Origin of the sequence: Acidovorax facilis (assembly GCF_023913775.1) — a bacterium.
GTDB classification, from domain to species: Bacteria; Pseudomonadota; Gammaproteobacteria; order Burkholderiales; family Burkholderiaceae_C; genus Acidovorax; species Acidovorax facilis.
On sequence record NZ_JAMXAX010000126.1, the window covers coordinates 1 to 17,600 of the forward strand.

Annotated in this window: 20 protein-coding genes; 10 read left to right on the forward strand and 10 right to left on the reverse strand. The window is 65.3% G+C overall.

Annotation, left to right across the window (positions count from 1 at the left end):
• The first annotated feature begins 179 nt into the window (after nt 1-179).
• Nucleotides 180-383 (forward strand): DUF4926 domain-containing protein, encoded by a 204-nt coding sequence (locus tag NFX52_RS31135; RefSeq protein ID WP_353848496.1) that lies wholly within the window; start codon nt 180-182, stop codon nt 381-383.
• Nucleotides 384-622: 239 nt separating this feature from the next.
• Here the strand turns inward: NFX52_RS31135 and NFX52_RS24360 are convergent, their stop codons facing one another.
• The 6 genes from NFX52_RS24360 to NFX52_RS24385 all read right to left on the reverse strand — a co-directional run bounded on the left by NFX52_RS24360 (nt 623) and on the right by NFX52_RS24385 (nt 7,338).
• Nucleotides 623-1,396, reverse strand: a complete 774-nt coding sequence (locus tag NFX52_RS24360) for a class II aldolase/adducin family protein (RefSeq protein WP_055402211.1) — start codon at nt 1,394-1,396, stop codon at nt 623-625.
• 189 nt (nt 1,397-1,585) lie between these two features.
• Nucleotides 1,586-2,311, reverse strand: coding sequence for an Ig domain-containing protein (locus NFX52_RS24365; protein ID WP_055402209.1), 726 nt, complete (start codon nt 2,309-2,311; stop codon nt 1,586-1,588).
• The gene (locus tag NFX52_RS24370) at nt 2,308-4,026 is read right to left on the reverse strand and encodes a tail fiber domain-containing protein (protein ID WP_055402207.1); all 1,719 of its coding nucleotides are present in this window, start codon (nt 4,024-4,026) and stop codon (nt 2,308-2,310) included. Before NFX52_RS24370 ends, NFX52_RS24365 begins: the two co-directional genes overlap by 4 nt.
• A gap of 11 nt (nt 4,027-4,037) precedes the next feature.
• Entirely contained in the window at nt 4,038-5,657 is a 1,620-nt protein-coding gene (locus NFX52_RS24375) for a tail fiber domain-containing protein (protein ID WP_207402122.1), read from the reverse strand.
• A gap of 164 nt (nt 5,658-5,821) precedes the next feature.
• Nucleotides 5,822-6,286, reverse strand: a complete 465-nt coding sequence (locus NFX52_RS24380; RefSeq protein ID WP_055402220.1) for a carboxymuconolactone decarboxylase family protein — start codon at nt 6,284-6,286, stop codon at nt 5,822-5,824.
• A gap of 146 nt (nt 6,287-6,432) precedes the next feature.
• Nucleotides 6,433-7,338 (reverse strand): RNA polymerase sigma-70 factor, encoded by a 906-nt coding sequence (locus tag NFX52_RS24385; RefSeq protein ID WP_252635856.1) that lies wholly within the window; start codon nt 7,336-7,338, stop codon nt 6,433-6,435.
• Nucleotides 7,339-7,554: 216 nt separating this feature from the next.
• On the opposite strand from NFX52_RS24385, the gene NFX52_RS24390 reads away from it, so the two are divergent.
• Nucleotides 7,555-8,289, forward strand: coding sequence for a hypothetical protein (locus tag NFX52_RS24390; protein ID WP_156358874.1), 735 nt, complete (start codon nt 7,555-7,557; stop codon nt 8,287-8,289).
• A gap of 40 nt (nt 8,290-8,329) precedes the next feature.
• On the opposite strand, the gene NFX52_RS24395 is transcribed toward NFX52_RS24390, so the two are convergent.
• The 4 genes from NFX52_RS24395 to NFX52_RS24410 all read right to left on the reverse strand — a co-directional run bounded on the left by NFX52_RS24395 (nt 8,330) and on the right by NFX52_RS24410 (nt 10,650).
• A complete protein-coding gene (locus tag NFX52_RS24395; protein ID WP_055402199.1) occupies nt 8,330-8,593 on the reverse strand; it encodes a YkgJ family cysteine cluster protein in 264 nt (87 codons plus the stop codon).
• Between the two features lie 79 nt (nt 8,594-8,672).
• Nucleotides 8,673-9,284 (reverse strand): NADPH-dependent FMN reductase, encoded by a 612-nt coding sequence (locus NFX52_RS24400; RefSeq protein ID WP_055402197.1) that lies wholly within the window; start codon nt 9,282-9,284, stop codon nt 8,673-8,675.
• A gap of 110 nt (nt 9,285-9,394) precedes the next feature.
• Complete coding sequence (locus tag NFX52_RS24405; RefSeq protein ID WP_252635857.1) at nt 9,395-9,922, reverse strand: anthrone oxygenase family protein; 528 nt, start codon at nt 9,920-9,922, stop codon at nt 9,395-9,397.
• Nucleotides 9,923-9,975: 53 nt separating this feature from the next.
• Complete coding sequence (locus tag NFX52_RS24410) at nt 9,976-10,650, reverse strand: Crp/Fnr family transcriptional regulator (RefSeq protein WP_238385787.1); 675 nt, start codon at nt 10,648-10,650, stop codon at nt 9,976-9,978.
• A gap of 75 nt (nt 10,651-10,725) precedes the next feature.
• On the opposite strand from NFX52_RS24410, the gene mnmG reads away from it, so the two are divergent.
• The 8 genes from mnmG to NFX52_RS24450 all read left to right on the forward strand — a co-directional run bounded on the left by mnmG (nt 10,726) and on the right by NFX52_RS24450 (nt 17,187).
• A complete protein-coding gene (mnmG, locus tag NFX52_RS24415) occupies nt 10,726-12,705 on the forward strand; it encodes a tRNA uridine-5-carboxymethylaminomethyl(34) synthesis enzyme MnmG (protein WP_055402195.1) in 1,980 nt (659 codons plus the stop codon).
• On the forward strand, nt 12,702-13,379 hold the full coding sequence (rsmG, locus tag NFX52_RS24420) for a 16S rRNA (guanine(527)-N(7))-methyltransferase RsmG (RefSeq protein WP_055402193.1): 678 nt from the start codon (nt 12,702-12,704) through the stop codon (nt 13,377-13,379). Before mnmG ends, rsmG begins: the two co-directional genes overlap by 4 nt.
• A gap of 197 nt (nt 13,380-13,576) precedes the next feature.
• Nucleotides 13,577-14,191, forward strand: coding sequence for a LysE family transporter (locus NFX52_RS24425; RefSeq protein WP_055402191.1), 615 nt, complete (start codon nt 13,577-13,579; stop codon nt 14,189-14,191).
• 42 nt (nt 14,192-14,233) lie between these two features.
• Complete coding sequence (locus NFX52_RS24430) at nt 14,234-15,046, forward strand: ParA family protein (RefSeq protein ID WP_055402189.1); 813 nt, start codon at nt 14,234-14,236, stop codon at nt 15,044-15,046.
• Nucleotides 15,047-15,080: 34 nt separating this feature from the next.
• The gene (locus NFX52_RS24435; protein ID WP_055402187.1) at nt 15,081-15,623 is read left to right on the forward strand and encodes an RBBP9/YdeN family alpha/beta hydrolase; all 543 of its coding nucleotides are present in this window, start codon (nt 15,081-15,083) and stop codon (nt 15,621-15,623) included.
• Nucleotides 15,620-15,913 (forward strand): hypothetical protein, encoded by a 294-nt coding sequence (locus NFX52_RS24440; RefSeq protein WP_055402185.1) that lies wholly within the window; start codon nt 15,620-15,622, stop codon nt 15,911-15,913. The genes NFX52_RS24435 and NFX52_RS24440 overlap by 4 nt, the downstream gene beginning before the upstream one ends.
• A 20-nt stretch (nt 15,914-15,933) precedes the next feature.
• Nucleotides 15,934-16,230, forward strand: a complete 297-nt coding sequence (locus NFX52_RS24445) for a cupin domain-containing protein (protein ID WP_055402183.1) — start codon at nt 15,934-15,936, stop codon at nt 16,228-16,230.
• Nucleotides 16,231-16,269: 39 nt separating this feature from the next.
• Nucleotides 16,270-17,187 (forward strand): ParB/RepB/Spo0J family partition protein, encoded by a 918-nt coding sequence (locus NFX52_RS24450; RefSeq protein ID WP_055402181.1) that lies wholly within the window; start codon nt 16,270-16,272, stop codon nt 17,185-17,187.
• Nucleotides 17,188-17,600: the final 413 nt, after the last annotated feature.

Consider the following 17,600-nt stretch of genomic DNA (forward strand, 5'->3'; position numbering starts at 1 on the left):
CTATCAACATGGCTTCACTCCCTGGGTGGATTGCAAGGACTCTATCAACTCCTTTAGAACCGCTCGCGCCATGAAGAGTGGATAGCGTTTGGAGTCTATGCAATCGTCCGGGATGTGACACCTAGGCTTGCAACTGCATACGTGAAGTGAGGAATATCGTGGCGCTTTCAATTTTTGATGTGGTTACATTGATACGTGACATACCAGAAGAGGGGTTGCGTGCGGGTATGGTTGGGGCTGTGATTGATGTATACGCCGAACCTGTTTTAGCGTACGAGGTTGAATTTTGCGACGCATTGGGGAGAACTATTGGGCAGCTCGCGCTACTACCAGAGCAATTGCGACCTGCGACCGCTGCAGAAATCCAGGCGCGTCCCGCGTAGAGCTGAGAAGTCATGCCTTGCAGGGCATTGAGCCCGCTCCGACTTTTTTAGGTGTCGCATCCCAGACGATCATGCGGTCACTCCTGCACAACGGCCCAACTGGCAAAGGGTGGCCCATCTTTCCAGGCACCCTCCCGCTCAACGCGCACAACCAGATCGGCCTTGTGGTCACCCTCGGCATCAGCGTTGACACCGTCAAGGCCTTCTGGTGCGCCCGCTGCCGGGGGCTGTAGGACGTCTCAGGTATTCCAGCCTGGCAGGTCGCGCTCCACCTTGCGCAGCAGCGCGGGCCAGGCAAATGCGCCACCCAGGCCGCCCGTCTGCACACGCATGGCCTGGGCCACGCCGCTCACGATCTGGGGGTTTACGGCGATCAACTCGCCACCTGCCTGCGCGTCGATCTGGATGCGGCAGGTGTTCTCGAAGGTGTACATCGACAGGAACGCGTCGGCAATCGTCTTGCCCACGGTGAGCAGCCCGTGGTTGCGCAGCATGAGGAAGTTGGCCTCGCCCAGGTCGGCCTGCAGGCGTGGCTTTTCTTCGTCGCGGAAGGCCACGCCCTCGTACGCGTGGTACGCCAGCGAGCCCAGCACAAAGGTGCTTTGCTGGCTGATGGGCAACACGCCACCTTTTTGCGCGCTGACGGCCACACCGGCACGCGTGTGGGTGTGCAGCACGCAGCCCGCCTCCGGCCGGGCCTCGTGCACCGCGCTGTGGATCACAAAACCGGCCGGGTTCACGGGGAAGGGCGAGTCGTGCAGCTTGTTGCACTGCATGTCCACCTTGATCAGGCTCGATGCCGTGATCTCGTCGAACATGAGGCCGTAGGGGTTGATGAGGAACTGGTGCTCGCCCGGACCCGACACCGATTCGGGCAGTTTGGCGCTGATGTGGGTGAAGACCAAGTCGCTCCAGCCGTACAGCGCAACGAGCCGGTAGCACGCGGCCAGGTCGCAGCGCAGCTGCCATTCTTCGGGGCTGACGCCTTCTTGCAGCGAAGGGATGTTAAGCATGGGGTGTCTCCGATGGTGAGGGTAGGAGGCCCCACTGTAGGGCGGTAGGGCGGGCGGGTCTGTCAGGCAGGCTACAGGTGTTGCGCTTTTTGTGAATGCTATGGAAATAATAGCTTTCTAAGTCCATCCATCAAGCGCCAGGGCCGAATTTTTTTCAAATTCCTGTGCCCTGGGGCCCTGCCCGGTCTATCAGCGCCCGCGTCCTTGCTGCTGCCGTATCTGGCGCCGCCCCAGCCAGCCCAGTCCCAGCGCCGCCAGCACCAGCATCCATGGATCGTTCACCGGAATTCCCGTGGAGAGGGCCATCACTTGGAGGTTCAGTGTGATGGTGGAGGACAGGCCGTTGGCGTCCGTGACCTGGATGACCAGGACATAGAGCCCCGGTGTGGTCGGTGTTCCGCTCAGCAGGCCGTTGGGCCCCAAGGTCATGCCCGGGGGCAGGGGGCCGGAGTTCACGGTGAAGGTGTAGGGGCCGGTGCCGCCGGTGACCTGGATCTGTCCACTGTAGGCGGTGTTCGCGACCAGCACGGGCGGAGGGGTGATGGTCAGCGCACCTGTCACGGTGCCTGCACCCAGCAGGTCCAGCTCGCGCCCCAGGGCGTCGGACACCGTGATGGTGAAGCTGTAGGGCGCCGAGCTGGTGGGCGTGCCCGTGAGATCGCCCGTGCCCGACAGGCTCAGGCCCGCCGGAAGAAGCCCTGCGCTGACGAGGAACTGGTAGGGCGCCACGCCATCGCTGCCGACAAAGGTCACGCTGTAGGGCACACCCAGCGCCGGTGTGGGAATGCTGGACGGGGTGACGGTGATGTCCTGCGCGGCGACGCTGGCAGCCCACAGCACCAGGCTGGCAACGCCGATCCATGTGGTGAACCGGCGCAACCCGGTGCGCAGTGCCTGCGCTGCGCGGGCCGTCATCGCGCGCCCCCGTTTTTGCGCGCGAGCTGCTGCTCCAGGGCCGAAAGGCGTTCGGCCAGGGCCATGAGTTCTGCATCCTTGGCGGCCAGCTTCTGGTGGAGGGCCTGGACCGTGGCGGCCGCAAGGCCGGCGACATCGCTGGGCGCAAGCGTCCGGGGGCTGGCGCCCACCTGAAAGCGCTGGTGTACATCCTCGGCCATGGGCCCCAGGTGCAGGCTGGCGTTGAGATCGCTCAGGTAGCGCCAGGCATACAGCGGCAGGTTCAACACTTCGCCGAGGACTGCATGGACCGGGGCCGGGCTGATGTCGTGTTTGAGCGTGCGGCTGGAGCCCTGGCTGAGGGTGCCGGCCACCACCAGTCCGCCACCTGCCTGCATCGACAGCGCATTGTTGCCACTGCCGCTGGGCGCCAGGCTGAAGGCCGAAGCCGTAGCGTGTTGCGTCCAGTATGCGGTGCCTGTGCCATGTGCAAGCCGCGCAGCGATGGCGCCGTTGTTCTGCAGCTCCATCTGCACGCGGGGCAGGGCGGTGGCGCTGGTGTTGTCCACCAGCAGGGCTCCGCTGCCGTCCGCGCGCCGCAGGTGCAACGGGGCAGCAGGGCGCGGCGTGCCCAGGCCGACGCTGCCGTTGCCCGCAATATCAACGCTGGCATGTGGCGCCCCCGGCCGGATGCGCAGGGGAAGGAGGGAGCCCCCGGTGACATCGCGCACGAAGAAATTGGCTTCGTTGCCCGCCACATCCCAGGTCTGGGCTGTGTAGCCGCCGGTGTTGTTCTGCTCTTGTCGCAGCGCCGGGGTGTTGGAGGACAGCACATGCAGATCAAGCACGGGTACGCCGGTGCCCACCCCCACGCGCCCTTGTGGGTCCACAACCAGGCTGTTGGCGGGCGCACCGGCCAGCCAGCGCACGGGGGTCAAGCTGCCTGTGACATCGTCGATGCCGAGGTAGCTGGCCCCGCCGCTGGCGCTGTCGTTGGCGATGATCTGCCAGTCGTTGCCGGGAAACGCGCCCGCACTGGTGTCTTCAAACTTGATGCGCAGGTTGTTTTCCTTCAGGCGCAGGGTGTCGAAGCCAAAGCTCTCGTTGTTGACGCAGTCAAACCCCATGCAGATGCTGCCTTGCACGATCTGGTCGTCGGCGACCAACTGGTCTTTGGTGGCAAGGCGGAGGGTGCGGGCGGCCTTTGAAGATGGGGCGGACTGCGCGGCGGGGCCGTCGGCTGTATCCCCTTCGCCCGGGGGCAAAAGTGCGGGTGGCAGCACAAACGCACCGCCCGCCACCGACACGTTGCCGGCCAGCATGGCGCCCCTGGGCCCGGCAGCGCTCGAGGCGCCCACGGGGTTGGCCGCCACGGGGGTTGCATCGTCGGGCCGCACGGCAGCGGTGGTGGGGGCCAGCGTCAACTCGTAGGTGTAGCGCCCGTCGGGCAAGGGATGGTCTTGCAGCGACAACACCAGCGGGCCGGACAGCACCAGGTCCTGGGGCGCATCGCCCTCGCGGGCGATGCGCAGCACGGCGCGGCCATGGGGTGCGGTGGGGGTCCACTCCAGCCGGGTGGCCTGAAGCCGCGCCGCAATGGTGGGGGGCTGCACTTCGCTGCCGGTTTGTGCGTGCACGAGGGGTGGGCTCAGCAGGGATGCCAGGGTGGCGGCAACCAGGGTGGCAGCGCGCGGCCGCAGCCTGGTCAGGAGGGGCAAGCAATGGTGGGCAGGCATGTTGGCAATCCCTAGCGTGCTGCGGGCGTGGCGGTCTTGGTGGGCACGCCCGAAGCGCCCGGCGCGCCCGTTGGGGCCATCTGCGCTTCGAGCAGGGAGATGCGGGCCCGGATCGCGGCGATGTCTGCCTCGCGCTCGTTCACCTTGCGGGCCAGCGCCTGCACGGCGCCCAGGGTCACGCCGGCCAGATCGCCGGGGGCCAGGCTTTTGTCGTCCTGCCCCAGCTGGAAGATCTTGCGGAAGTCTTCGGCCATGGGGCCGACGTGGCGCTCTTGTGTGGGGCTGGATTTGTAGCGCCAGTGGTAGAGCGGCAGGGCCAGCACTTTCTCCAGCAGGGCGGCGCCATTGACCGGCTCGATGCCGGTCTTGAGCGTGCGGCTGGAGCCTGTGCTCAGGGTGCCGGTGATGGCCAGGTTGCCGTTGGCCGCCAGCGTGAACTGGGGGGTGCCAGCGCCCTGGGTCGCCAGCGTGAGCGCGGTGCCTGATGTCATGTCCCAGCCCGTGGCCGGTGCCGTGGTAAAGCGCAGCACGGCAGGCCCGTTGTTGGCCAGATTCAGCAGCGTGCGCGGGGCGGTGGTGCCGCTGGTTTCCTGCACCAGCACCTGGGCCGTGCCATCGGTGCGCCGGACGTGCAGCGCCGCGCCGGGCGAAGCGGTGCCTATGCCCACTGCGCCGGAGGCCGCAATGTCCAGGCTGCTGGTGGGCGCGCCGGGGCGAATGCGCAAGGGCAGGCGCGAGCCGTTGGTGACGTCGCGCACGAAGAAGTTGGCCTCGTTGGCCCCAATGTCCCAGGTCTGCGCCGTGAAGCCGCCTGCCGACGACTGCTCCAGGCGAATGGCGGGGGTGTTGCCGGTCAGTGTGTGCACGTCCAGCACCGGCGTGGCAGTGCGCAGGCCCAGCCGGCCCGTCGAGCTGACGTACAGGCTGTTGCTGGGGGCGCCAGCACTGACGGTGAAGACCTGGCGGTTGGCCGTGGCATCTTCGACCGTGAAATACGAGGCCCCGCCCGAGGCGGTGTCATTGACCCGGATCCGCCAGTCGTTGGCCGGAAAGGCGCCAACGCTGGTGTCGTCGAAATGGATACCGAGGTTGTTCTCCTTGAGCCGGAGCGTGTCAAAGCCAAAGGATTCGTTGTTGACGCAATCTAAGCCCGCGCACAGGCTGCCCTGCACGATCAGGTCGTCGGCCACCACCTGGTCCTTGGTGGTGAAGGTGGTGCCGGTCTTGGTGGGCAGCACAGGGGCGCCTGGCTCGGTCGCATCCACCACCAACTGGCCCTGAATGACCACGAAAGAGCCCGCCGTGATGCGTTGCTGCAGGGTGGCCTGGGCCTGGGCGGGGTCCATGGCCGCAGGGGGCTCCAGGCTCAATTCATAAAAATAGCGGCCATCGGCCAGCCCTGCACGCTGGGGCTCCAGCACCACGGGGCCGCGCGCAAACGGCAGGTCGCTGACCGTGCCATCCGGGCGCGCCAGCCGCAGCTTGGCGGCGCCGTGGGGGGCCGCTGCCGTCCAGGTGATGCGGTCAGCCTGGCGCGCGGTGGAGATGGCCTGGGTGGGGGATTGGGCAGCGCAGGTGGCAGCCGCGAGGGTTGCCATCAGGGCGATGGTGGCTCGGTGCAGGGGTTTCATGGGGCTTTCTCGAAGGTGGGCAGGGGCTGCCCAGGGCGCCAATATGGCCATTGCCGCCCGCAGAACCAGCGGCCCATCAGTGGCGACGAGTCTGGCCGAGCGATGCCAGATCGTCAATCGAGTAATGCCAGGGGTCGCGCTGCGCAAAAGCCCTGCGCCTGTACTCAGCCCGCTTGCGGAATCGGCGCCCGCATGCCCGCGTTGATCAGGTTCCACGCATTGATCGCGCCAATGGCAAAGCCCAGCTCGGAGATTTCCGCTTCGTTGAACACCGTCTGCAGCTTGGCGTATTCCTCGTCGCTCGCATCGCTGTGGGGCGTGGCGGTGATGATCTCGGCCCAGCGGAAGGCGGCGCGTTCGCGCTCGCCGAAGAACGGCGCCTCGCGCCACCCCGCCACGGCGTTCAGGTGGCGCGGGTCCATGCCGTCCTTGACCAGGTAGGTCCAGTGCATGTCCATGCAGTATGCGCAGCCGTTGATCTGCGACACGCGCAGAAACACCAGCTCGGCCAGGCGCGCGCCCAGCGGGCCCTTCTTGATGGTTTCGGAAAGGCTCACCAGGCCCATGAAGGCTTTGGAAGACAGCTTGTGATAGGGCAGGCGGGCGGTGTGTTGGGTGGTCGATGACATGGCGGTTCCTTGGATGTAGGTGGCAATGGTTCGGGGTAGAAAAACCGTGGGCATGAAGGCGGCGGTGGTGTTGCTGCCTTTCATACTGCTTAGACGTTGCCAGGTCTGCCGCTGTGACACGGGGCGCCAAAAATCCTCAAGAGATTTCACCCAAGTGTGGCCGGAATGCCCGCCAGCTTGTCCGGGTTGCGCACTGCATAGATCGCCATAATCCGCTCCCCGTCCGTCACAAATGCCTGCGCCGATTCAAGTTGGCCATCCACATAGCGCAGCAGTCCCGGCTCGCCATTGATGAGCGCCATGCGGTACGCCACTTGCGCTCCCAGGCGGCGAAACAGCGCCCAGTACAGGTTGGCAATGCGAAACGGCCCCACCAACGGCTTGGGGAAGGACGGCACCTTGCCGCCGCCGTCGCCAATCAGCTGCGCCTCTTCGCTCAGCAGCGCCTCGATGGCGCTGCGGTCGCCACTTTTGGCGGCCAGCATGAAACGCTGCAGCAACTGGTGGTGCACGGCGTGGGGCACCTCAAAGCGTGTGCGCGCTTGCTGCACGCGTTCGCTGGCGCGGTGCACCATCTGGCGGCAGGCGGCCTCGGTTTTGCCCAGCTGGGCGGCGATCTCGGGGTAGTCGTAGTCGAACACCTGGCGCAGCAAAAATGCCGCGCGCTCCTCGGGCCCCAGGCGCTCCAGCACATACAGAAACGCCACCGACAGCTCGCCCGCCAGCTCGGCGGCCGCCTCGGGCGTTTGGTGGTGCTGCGCATCGCCGGTGGCGGGGTCGTGCAGCTGCACCAGCGGCTCGGGCAGCCACCAGCCCACATAGGCCTCACGCTCGGCCTTGAGCGCGCGCAGCCGGTCGATGGACAGCCGCGTGACCACCGTCACCAGCCAGGCCTCGGCCGACTGCAGCGCGGCCAGGTCCTGGCGGCTCCAGCGCAGCCAGGCGTCCTGCAGCACATCCTCGGCATCGGCGCGCACGCCCAGCATGCGGTAGGCAATGCCAAAGAGGCGGGGGCGCAGGGTGGTGAAGGGGGTGGTGGCTGTGGTTGGCATGGCGGTCTGGTGGCGACTGTTTGGGGTGGCTTGTCGGTGACTGAAGGGGTGTGTTCGAAAGTCTGTTCTTTCGGCTGTATTCAGTTAGACGGGATAAGACAGCGCCTTGTGACGGACTCCAGTGTCATGGGTGCCGCTTTTAGTTTGATAGCAGTCGGCGCTTACTGTATAAGTCCGCAATTGCATTTCACGTATTCACGCCTCTTCGCCCGATCTATGGACGCGCTTGCAAATCTCCAGCCTGGAAAACCCTTGACGACGTTGGCTCAGACCTATGTCCATTTCAAGACCGATGCATCTCCTGAAAAGTTGGATGTTGCGCGAAAGTACTTTCTCTATGTCGCGGCGCTTTCTGCGTCGGAGCACTTCAAAAATGAGGTGCTTATTGATCTCCGTGTTGAAGAAGGTTCGCTCAAAGGGTGGATTACCGTTGCGGGGGCGTTGTATGCAGGAATCTGTGCCTATGGATCGTTCCGTGAAGGCATCGACTATCTGGTCAAGGATGGCAAGGAGTTCTCCGACTTCGTGATCAAACGGACGCTTAGTGACGCGGCTCCGCCCGCGGGGGCGTTGGTGAGGGCTGAGCGCCGATTGGGCGTACCGGGGCAAATCTCACGGCTGCTTCCTCTCGTCGAGAAAGCCGAGGCGGAGTTCCAGGCTGGAAACGCCGTTGCTGGTCGGGAGCATCTTGCTCAGGCACGGGTGCAACTAGATCGAATAGAAAAAGAGCTCCTACTTGCCGGTGAGACAGATGCCTTGAATCAATTGAAGACGAATATCCCCTCAGTTCTTCTTGCTCCGCAGCCAGGCCCTGTGCCGACAACTCCAGTCCAGACCCTCTATGTTCCGGCGGTACTCTTGGACAACAGAAGACGAGACCAAAGCAATTTGTCGCCACAGAAGATTCTGTCGATGTTCGACACGCCTCCCAAGCCACCTCACCTTGGCTAGCCAATCAGACGGGGCAGACGGTTCAGCAATGGCAAGACTCCTATACGTCTTCCGGCTGCGTCAGCCGCTCCAGCTGCGTCAGATACACCAGTGCTTGCCCATTGCTGGTTCCGCACATTTCCACCGACGGCATCAACCCGCCGCACACCGCCGGTCGTTCAGGCTGCCCAAAAATGCGGCAGCGCGTATCGTCCCCCAGTTGAACGCACCGCACCCCCGCAGGTTTGCCCTGCGGCATGCCCGGGATGGGCGAGCTGATGGAGGGGGCGGTGCAGCAGGCGCCGCAGCCGGGGCGGCAGTTCATGGGTGATTGCTATTGTTTTTGTAGCTTCTGGTGCTTGTCGGGCAAGCGCTAGAGGCCAATTTGACTCAAATTTTGGTGTTCACTGGCCAGCGGCAGCGTCGCCGTGCAGGCGGCTGGATGCCCACAGCACCTGGTCGACCACGGCGCGCACGCGGTCGCGGTGGGCTTGCTGGATGAGGGCGCCGCTGTCGTCAAACGCGCTGCCCGCCGAGCCCAGCGCAAACGCCTTGGGCGCCAGCCAGCATTCGGCGTTGATGAGCAAGGGGGCCAGGTGGCTTTGCGAGCGCAGGCCGCCCAGTGCCCCCGGCGACGCGCTGAGCATGCCCACCACCTTGCCGCGAAAGCTCTTGCCGCCGTCCTGCCAGTCAGGGTTGCCCTTGACCGGGCTGGAGGCCCAGTCGATGGTGTTCTTGAGCAGGGCGGTGTAGCTGCCGTTGTACTCGGGCGAGCAGATGACCCAGGCGGGGTGCTGCCACAGGATTTCCTTGAGCCGGATCACGTTGGCGGGCGTGCCCTGGGCTTCGAGGTCGGCGTTGTACAGCGGGATGTCGAACTCGGACAGCTCCAGCAGCGTGACGGTGGCGCCCGCGTCGCGTGCGATGGCGGCTGTGGCGTGGGCCAGTTTGCGGTTGAAGGATTGCTGGCGCGTGCTGCCGGCAAAGATGAGGAGGGAGGGAGTGGTGTGTGGCATGGTGCCTGCGATTGAATCACAGGCGTGCGGCAGGAATCCTGCAAGCGAGGCAGGCCGGGCAGGGTTATTCCGTGGTGTGGCTGCACGGTGTTCGGGGCGGATGTAGCGATCTACGTGCCGCGACCGGCAAGCCGCCCCACCAGCGTCCCCAGCGCTGTGGCAAAGCAACCCAGGCTGAGCAGCGCACGCCACAGGTTGGCGGCATTCCACTGGTCACGCACTTTGGCCCAGTCGGCGGGCAGGGCCTGGGGGTTCCAGGCTTCTGTGGTGTAGCTCAGGGGCAGGTTGACCTGCTGGGTGAAGAACACAATGCCCAGCAGGTAGGCCACGCCGACCACGGCCAGCAGGCGCCACCACAGTGCGCGGTGTTCACGCCAGGCCGTAGCCACGGCCAGCGCGCACCACAGCGGTGGGCCAAAGAACAGCGCAAAGAACAGGGCGTGCCGGACGTTGCGGTTGAAGGCGGACTGCACGGTGGCGTAGGTGGCGCCGTCCATCTGCAACATGGCCAGGTTGACGTTGGCGCTGTAGGTGCCGAAGAACCCGGCCATGAGGCCGAGCCACAACACGGCGAGGGCGTGCGGGATGAGGACGAGCAGGGCAGGCGGCGGGTTGTGGGGGCGTGGGATGGTGGTCATGGCGGGCATGTAGAACGATGCCCGCAGTCTGCCGATGCCTCGCACCCCGCGCCTTATCCTTTGATAAGCCCCATCTCGCTGCGCAGGCGCGACAGCGAGACGTCGGTCACGCCGAGGTACGAGGCCAGGTGTTTGAGGGCGATGCGATCCGCCCACTGCGGGTGCTGCTCCAGCAAACTGGCGTAGCGCTGGCGGGCGCTGAGCTGCAAGAACTCCTGTTCGCGCTGCATCTTGCCGTCGAGCAGCGCGCAGAGCACCCGGTGCTCCAGCGCGGCCCAGGGTGCCCAGCCCGCGCTGGGCAGCGGCTCACCTGGATCGACGGGCAAGTGCAGCGCCCACACCACGCTGTCTTCCAGTGGTTCCACGTGAAACATCACCGGCTGATGGCGCAGCGTGGGAGTGATGGGCCAGCACAGGGCGCCGTCCAGAAAGAAGTTCTTGTTGGACTCTGCGCCGTCGCGGTCCAGGTAGTACAGCCGCAGCGCGCCGCGCTCCACCCACCACAGGTGCCGCCAGTGTTCGCCCGCCCGCAGCAGGGGCTGGCCACGTTCCAGCAAGCGCCGTTCGGCGCGTACCCACCAGGTCTCCACGGCCGGAGGCGGGACGCCAAGCAACTCGGTCAGGAAGAGGGTGAGGGGGCTGGAAACAGACACGGCCTGCGCAAAGTGGGAAAATCGCGGGTTGCCTGCTGGGGCGCCAAGTGCGCCCACCACCAGCAGGGCCGGCATGCGGCGCCTTTGACAGGGCACCCTAGCGCACCGGGTGTTTTGATTATCGGGCCCGCCAGGCCCTGGAGTGTTCCCATGTTGTACCCCCAGGAATTTGATGTGATCGTTGTCGGCGGTGGCCATGCAGGCACCGAGGCCGCGCTGGCCGCTGCGCGCATGGGCAGCAAAACCCTGCTGCTGACCCACAACATCGAGACGCTGGGCCAGATGAGCTGCAACCCCAGCATTGGCGGCATCGGCAAGGGCCACCTGGTGAAAGAGGTGGATGCGCTGGGCGGGGCGATGGCGCTGGCCACGGACGAGGGTGGCATCCAGTTCCGCATCCTCAACAGCTCCAAAGGCCCCGCCGTGCGGGCCACGCGGGCGCAGGCCGACCGCATTCTGTACAAGGCCGCCATCCGCCGCATGCTGGAGAACCAGCCCAATCTGTGGCTGTTCCAGCAGGCGGTTGACGACCTGATGGTGGAGGGCGACCGCGTGGTGGGCGCCGTCACGCAGGTGGGCATCCGGTTCCGCTCGCGGACCGTGGTGCTGACGGCGGGCACCTTCCTCGACGGCAAGATCCACGTGGGGCTGAACAACTACGCGGCGGGCAGGGCGGGTGACCCGCCTGCCGTGTCGCTCTCGGCACGCCTCAAGGAGCTGAAGCTGCCCCAGGGCCGCCTGAAGACCGGCACGCCGCCCCGGCTGGATGGGCGCAGCATCGACTTCTCGAAGTGCACTGAGCAGCCCGGCGACGGCATGCCCGGTGGTGTGAACGAGGGCACGGTGCCCGTGTTCAGCTTCATGGGCAACGCAGAAATGCACCCGCGCCAGATGCCTTGCTGGGTGACGCACACCAACGAACGCACGCACGAGATCATCCGCAGCGGCTTTGACCGCAGCCCCATGTTCACCGGCAAGATCGAGGGCGTGGGCCCGCGCTACTGCCCGAGTGTGGAAGACAAGATCAACCGCTTTGCCGACAAGGACAGCCACCAGATTTTCCTGGAGCCCGAAGGCCTGACCACGCACGAGTTCTACCCCAACGGCATCAGCACCAGCCTGCCATTCGACATCCAGTACGAGCTGGTGCGCAGCATGAAGGGGCTGGAGAACGCGCACATCCTGCGCCCCGGCTACGCCATTGAGTACGACTACTTTGACCCCCGCTCGCTCAAGAGCAGCTTCGAGACGCGGCAGATCCAGGGCCTGTTCTTTGCAGGGCAGATCAACGGCACCACCGGTTATGAAGAGGCGGCGGCCCAGGGCCTGTTCGCAGGCATCAACGCCGCCCTGCAGTGCCGGGGCGACGCGCCTTGGCTGCCTGGCCGCGACGAGGCCTACCTGGGCGTGCTGGTGGACGACCTGATCACCAAGGGCGTGACCGAGCCCTACCGCATGTTCACCAGCCGGGCCGAGTTCCGCCTGCAACTGCGGGAGGACAACGCCGACATGCGTCTGACCGAAGTGGGGCGCCGTATGGGCCTGGTGGACGATGCGCGCTGGGATGCGTTCAGCCGCAAGCGCGATGCTGTTTCACGTGAAACAGAACGCCTGAAAGCTACCTGGGTGAACCCGCGCAGCCTGCCAGCGGCGGAGTCCGAGCGGGTGTTGGGCAAGAGCATCGAGCATGAATACAACCTGTTCGAACTGCTGCGCCGCCCGGACGTGAACTACACCAACCTGATGTCCATGGATGGTGGCAAATACGCGACCAACGATGTTTCACGTGAAACGCTGGGTGATTTGAGCGAACCCGTGGTGGAGCAGGTAGAGATTGCCGCCAAGTATTCGGGCTACATCGATCGGCAGCGAGATGAGGTGGGGCGCGCCGCGCACTTTGAAAAGTTGCGCCTGCCAGCCGAGCTGGACTACATGCAAGTCACCGCCCTGAGCATCGAGGCACGCCAGGTGCTCAGTCGCCACCGGCCCGAAACCCTGGGCCACGCCTCGCGCATCACGGGTATCACGCCGGCGGCGATCTCGCTGCTGATGGTGCATTTGAAGAAGGGCGGGTTCAAGGAGTTTGCGGTGGCTGCGGCTGCCAAAGCAGAGGGGGAAGTGGCGGCATGACGATGGCAGTGACAAACGACAGCTTGCGCCAACAGCTGCACGCAGGGGCCGATGCCTTGGCCCTGGGTCTGACCGACGCCCAGATCACCCTGTTGATGGATTTTCTGGCCCTGCTGCAGAAGTGGAACAAGGTCTACAACCTGACCTCGGTGCGCGATCCGCAGGAGATGATGACGCACCATCTGCTGGACAGCCTTGCCGCTGTGCCGCCGCTGCGCCGCCATGTTGCTGTGCTTGCAGGGAAGGGCCACCACGCTGTGCGCTTGCTCGACGTCGGCTCGGGCGGAGGTTTGCCCGGTGTTGTGTTTGCCATCTGCTGTCCGGAAGTGGATGTGAGCTGCGTAGACACCGTGGGCAAAAAGGCTGCGTTCATCCAGCAGGCGGCGGTGGCGCTGAAGCTGCGTAACCTGCATGGCGTGCACGCGCGGGTCGAGACGCTGACGACCCCCTTCGACATCATCAGCTGCCGCGCCTTTGCCTCTTTGCCTGACTTTGTGACCTGGTCGCGCGCCGCGCTGGTGGCGTCGCACGGGGTCTGGCTGGCCATGAAGGGCAAGCACCCCGAGGATGAAATTACGGCCCTGCCCACCGATGTGTCGGTGTTTCACGTGGAACAGCTCACCGTCCCAGGCCTCGACGCCGAGCGCTGCATCATCTGGATGAAGCCGGTCTGATCGTCGGCCGCTAGCTTGTCAGCGGCCGGGGCGGGGTGGTCGCGTAAACTCGGCACCTCACTTCGGGTGCATCCATCTGCGCACCCGTCCAGCACACCGGGAGAGATCATCATGACTTACGCAAAACCGGATCGGGCGTGCCTCCTGCCACAAGAGCACGTACCGTCGTTGCATCCTTATTTGCGGAAGTCCTAAGCATGTTCGGCATCGCAGACTACGGCGCCTTTGTCGCCGCCATTGTGTTGTTCCTGCTCATTCCGGGCCCCGGCAATCTGGCGCTCATCACCTCCACCAGCAAGGGCGGCGTGCGGGGAGGCCTGGCGGCCACAATGGGGGTGATCGCGGGTGACCAGGTGTTGATGTGGGCCGCGGTGGCCGGTGTGGCGGCGCTGCTGGCCACGTACCCCACAGCGTTCAATGCAGTGCAGTGGTTGGGCGCGGCCTACTTGGCTTGGCTGGGCTTCAAGATGCTGACGGCCAAGCCCGGCGCGCAACCCATCCTCAACATCCAGCCGCGCCACTACTTCAAACAGGCCGGCCTGATCACCTTGCTCAACCCCAAGGCCATCGTGTTTTACATGGCGTTCTTCCCTCTGTTTGTGGACCCGGCCCGGCACCAGGGCTTGCTGACCTTTGGCGTGATGGCGGCGACGGTGGCGGTGCTGACGTTTATCTATGGACTGGTCGCCGTGCTGCTCACGCACCACCTGGCCGAGCGCATGCGCGCCAACCCGCGCATCGGCCGCGTGCTGGAAAAGGTGGCGGGCGTCTTTCTGATCGGCTTTGGCATCAAGCTCGCCATCTCCAAATAAAACAACGACAACGACAACCACAAAACGGACTGCAACACCCACATGGCCAAAATTTTCTGCGTTGCCAACCAAAAGGGTGGCGTTGGCAAGACCACCACCACCGTCAACCTTGCTGCGGGCCTGGCCAAGATCGGCCAGCGCGTGTTGATGGTGGACCTGGACCCGCAGGGCAACGCCACCATGGGCTCGGGCGTGGACAAGCGCAGCCTCGACCTCACGGTGTACGACGTGCTGCTCGAATCCGCCTCGGTGAAAGAGGCGGCCGTGTTGTCGGAAAAATGTGGCTACTGGGTGCTGGGCGCCAACCGCGAGCTGGCGGGTGCTGAGGTGGAGCTGGTGGCGCTGGAGCACCGCGAAAAGCGCCTCAAGGCCGCGCTGGCCGAGGCCGATACCGACTTCGATTTCGTGCTCATCGACTGCCCGCCCAGCTTGAGCATGCTCACCCTCAACGGCCTGTGCAGCGCCCACGGCGTGATCGTGCCCATGCAGTGCGAGTACTTCGCGCTCGAAGGGCTGACCGACCTGGTCAACACCATCAAGCAGGTGCACGCCAACCTCAATGCCGACCTGCAGATCATCGGCCTGCTGCGCGTGATGTTCGACCCGCGCATCACCCTGCAGCAGCAGGTCAGCGACCAGCTCAAGGGCCACTTTGGCGAGAAGGTGTTCAACAGCGTTATCCCGCGCAACGTGCGCCTGGCCGAAGCGCCCAGCTACGGCTTGCCCGGCGTGGTGTTTGACCCGGCGGCCAAGGGCAGCCAGGCGTTTGTCGAGTTTGCACAAGAGATGGTGGACCGCGTGAAAAACATGCCTGCTGCTGCACCTTCTATGGCAAAAATGGCACCTGGCGCTTGATGGACAAGCGCTAACAGCTATTAAATTGATAGTAATGAAGGCATCCAACATCCTGTTGCTGCCCGGCTGGCAGAACTCTGGCCCCGACCACTGGCAAAGCCGCTGGGAGGCTGTGCACGGCTACCAGCGCGTGGAGCAGCACGACTGGATGCGCCCGCTGCGCGGTGACTGGTCGGCGCGCCTGGAAGAAACCGTGGTCGATGCCGACGGCCCCGTGTTGCTGGTGGCGCACAGCCTGGGCTGTGTTCTCACCGCTTGGTGGGCCGTCCATTCGGCCAACGCCCATCGCGTGTTGGGCGCCTTGCTGGTAGCCCCGGGCGACGTGGAGCGGCCCGATCTGGCCGCGCAGATCCACGGCTGGGCACCCATTGCGCGCAAACCCCTGCCGTTCCCGGCGCTGCTGGTGGGCAGCCGCAATGATCCATATTGCAGCCTGGAGCGCGCTGAGGGTTTGGCGCAGGCTTGGGGCGCGCGTTTTGTCGACTACGGCGAGCGCGGCCACATCAATGCCGAATCGGGTCTGGGCGATTGGGACGAGGGGCATGGCTGGCTGATGCAGCTGGCCAACCCGGCATGAGCCGCTGGGCCTTGTGGCGCAAGCGCCCGCCGGTGACCGCAGACGTCACTGCACCGGATGCTGTCCCCGCAACCCGGCGGCGCCCCGTCGATGCCTACGGGTTGGTCGATGCCTTGCAGCTGGTGCTGGCCTGGCTGCTGCCCAGCGGGGCCGTGGTGGTGGGCGCGCTGGGGCAGTTCATGCTGGCCCTGGTGCTGCTGGCCATCGCATTCGGTGTATGGCTTCGTTTGTGGCGCAGCCGCAAGAGGCGCCGTGGGGTGGGCCGTGCGGTGGGCCGCCCCACGTTTTGAAATACTTGTGCTTCTGACCCATGACCAAAATCAACCTGTCCGCCATCGCCGAGCAACTGCCCCGCGCCTGGAGCTCCACGGTCGTGGGCCAGGCCGCAGGCGCCAACCTCAAGGTGCTGCGCATGGACGCCGCCGCCTACCCCGACGAGTCGCACGACTTTGACGAGGCGCTGCTGGTGCTTGACGGCTGCATGCGCCTGGACCTGCAAGGGCAGGTCACCGAGGTGAACGCGGGCGAGGTGTTCATCGTGCCCGCGGGTGTGCCCCACGCCGTCGCGCCCGGCAGCCATGGCACGCTGGTCATCATCGACCGCTGATTCTTCCCATTCCTTTTTCCCTTTCGCGAGACGCATTTCATGGTCACCAAAAAACCCAAGGGCCTCGGCCGAGGCCTGGAAGCCCTGCTGGGCCCCAAGGTCGAAGAAAAAGTGGAGCAGGCCCAGGCGGCCGAAGCCGGGCTGCCCAGCAGCCTGCCGCTCTCCGAACTGGTGCCCGGCGTGTACCAGCCCCGCACGCGCATGGACGAGGGTGCGCTGTACGAGCTGGCCGAATCCATCAAGGCCCAGGGCATCATGCAGCCCATCCTGGTGCGGCGCCTCACGGGTGGCGACAACGCCGGCAAGTACGAAATCATCGCGGGCGAGCGGCGGTTCCGCGCCTCGCGCCTGGCGGGCCTGGCCGAGGTGCCGGTGCTGGTGCGCGACGTGCCCGACGAGTCGGCGGCCGCCATGGCGCTCATCGAGAACATCCAGCGCGAAGACCTCAACCCGCTGGAAGAAGCCCATGGCCTGCAGCGCCTGGTCAAGGAGTTTGGCCTCACGCACGAGCTGGCCGCGCAGGCCGTGGGCCGCTCGCGCAGCGCGGCCAGCAACCTGCTGCGCCTGTTGAACCTGGCCGAGCCCGTGCAGACCATGCTGATGGCGGGCGACATCGACATGGGCCATGCGCGCGCGCTGCTGTCGCTGGACCGCGCTGCGCAGATCACGGCGGGCAACCAGATCGCGGCCAAGAAGCTGTCGGTGCGTGAGGCCGAGGCCCTGGTCAAGAAGATCGGCGCCGAGTTCAGCCTGGTGCCGCAAAAGCCTCAGAAGGAAAAGTCGCGCGACATGAAGCGCGTGGAAGAAGAACTCTCGGACCTTCTCATGGCCGAGGTCGAGGTGCGCGTGAAAAAGCGCGTCAAGCGTCATGGCCGGGTGGAGGACATGGGCGAGCTGGCGATTCAGTTTGGCTCGCTCGAAGCTTTGAATGGCTTGATCGACCGCCTGCGCGGCTGATCGACCGCTGGTCCGGGGCGCGGCGCTGTCGCCGCGCAAACATGCGTGAAATAGCGCACACAAACGGTTTCCACAGGTAACTTGCGCAGGCAAAATGCGTCTGTGCGGGGCCTACACTGCGCTGCGTTCAACACACCCGGGTTGACCGCAAGGCCTCTTCACAGGGCGGCGAAAGTGCCGCCCTGTGGCCCACGATGGTTTGCCGGGTGATCCATGTATCTCCTGGAGCAGACCCCCATGACCTCTTTGCGCTTCGTCCTGACCCCCGCCTGCCTGGCCGTTGGCCTGTGCATCGCCAGCCTGGGCGCCCAGGCCCAAACCACCAAGGCCCCCAAAGTCCAGCTGTGGATGGATGTCTCCACCGGCACCATGGCGGGCATGCCCGAGATGGACAGCCTGCCCGGTGGCGGCGG

Excerpts from the sequence above, each read along its gene's own strand:
- NFX52_RS24360 (WP_055402211.1), bottom strand. The coding sequence starts at position 1,396 with ATGCTTAACATCCCTTCGCTGCAAGAAGGCGTCAGCCCCGAAGAATGG.
- NFX52_RS24370 (WP_055402207.1), bottom strand. The coding sequence starts at position 4,026 with ATGCCTGCCCACCATTGCTTGCCCCTCCTGACCAGGCTGCGGCCGCGC.
- NFX52_RS24380 (WP_055402220.1), bottom strand. The coding sequence starts at position 6,286 with ATGTCATCGACCACCCAACACACCGCCCGCCTGCCCTATCACAAGCTG.
- NFX52_RS24450 (WP_055402181.1), top strand. The coding sequence starts at position 16,270 with ATGGTCACCAAAAAACCCAAGGGCCTCGGCCGAGGCCTGGAAGCCCTG.
- NFX52_RS24395 (WP_055402199.1), bottom strand. The coding sequence starts at position 8,593 with ATGAACTGCCGCCCCGGCTGCGGCGCCTGCTGCACCGCCCCCTCCATC.
- NFX52_RS24410 (WP_238385787.1), bottom strand. The coding sequence starts at position 10,650 with ATGCCGGCCCTGCTGGTGGTGGGCGCACTTGGCGCCCCAGCAGGCAAC.
- NFX52_RS24405 (WP_252635857.1), bottom strand. The coding sequence starts at position 9,922 with ATGACCACCATCCCACGCCCCCACAACCCGCCGCCTGCCCTGCTCGTC.
- NFX52_RS24365 (WP_055402209.1), bottom strand. The coding sequence starts at position 2,311 with ATGACGGCCCGCGCAGCGCAGGCACTGCGCACCGGGTTGCGCCGGTTC.
- NFX52_RS24445 (WP_055402183.1), top strand. The coding sequence starts at position 15,934 with ATGACCAAAATCAACCTGTCCGCCATCGCCGAGCAACTGCCCCGCGCC.
- NFX52_RS24430 (WP_055402189.1), top strand. The coding sequence starts at position 14,234 with ATGGCCAAAATTTTCTGCGTTGCCAACCAAAAGGGTGGCGTTGGCAAG.
- rsmG (WP_055402193.1), top strand. The coding sequence starts at position 12,702 with ATGACGATGGCAGTGACAAACGACAGCTTGCGCCAACAGCTGCACGCA.
- mnmG (WP_055402195.1), top strand. The coding sequence starts at position 10,726 with ATGTTGTACCCCCAGGAATTTGATGTGATCGTTGTCGGCGGTGGCCAT.
- NFX52_RS24425 (WP_055402191.1), top strand. The coding sequence starts at position 13,577 with ATGTTCGGCATCGCAGACTACGGCGCCTTTGTCGCCGCCATTGTGTTG.
- NFX52_RS24385 (WP_252635856.1), bottom strand. The coding sequence starts at position 7,338 with ATGCCAACCACAGCCACCACCCCCTTCACCACCCTGCGCCCCCGCCTC.
- NFX52_RS24440 (WP_055402185.1), top strand. The coding sequence starts at position 15,620 with ATGAGCCGCTGGGCCTTGTGGCGCAAGCGCCCGCCGGTGACCGCAGAC.
- NFX52_RS24400 (WP_055402197.1), bottom strand. The coding sequence starts at position 9,284 with ATGCCACACACCACTCCCTCCCTCCTCATCTTTGCCGGCAGCACGCGC.
- NFX52_RS24375 (WP_207402122.1), bottom strand. The coding sequence starts at position 5,657 with ATGAAACCCCTGCACCGAGCCACCATCGCCCTGATGGCAACCCTCGCG.
- NFX52_RS24390 (WP_156358874.1), top strand. The coding sequence starts at position 7,555 with ATGGACGCGCTTGCAAATCTCCAGCCTGGAAAACCCTTGACGACGTTG.
- NFX52_RS24435 (WP_055402187.1), top strand. The coding sequence starts at position 15,081 with ATGAAGGCATCCAACATCCTGTTGCTGCCCGGCTGGCAGAACTCTGGC.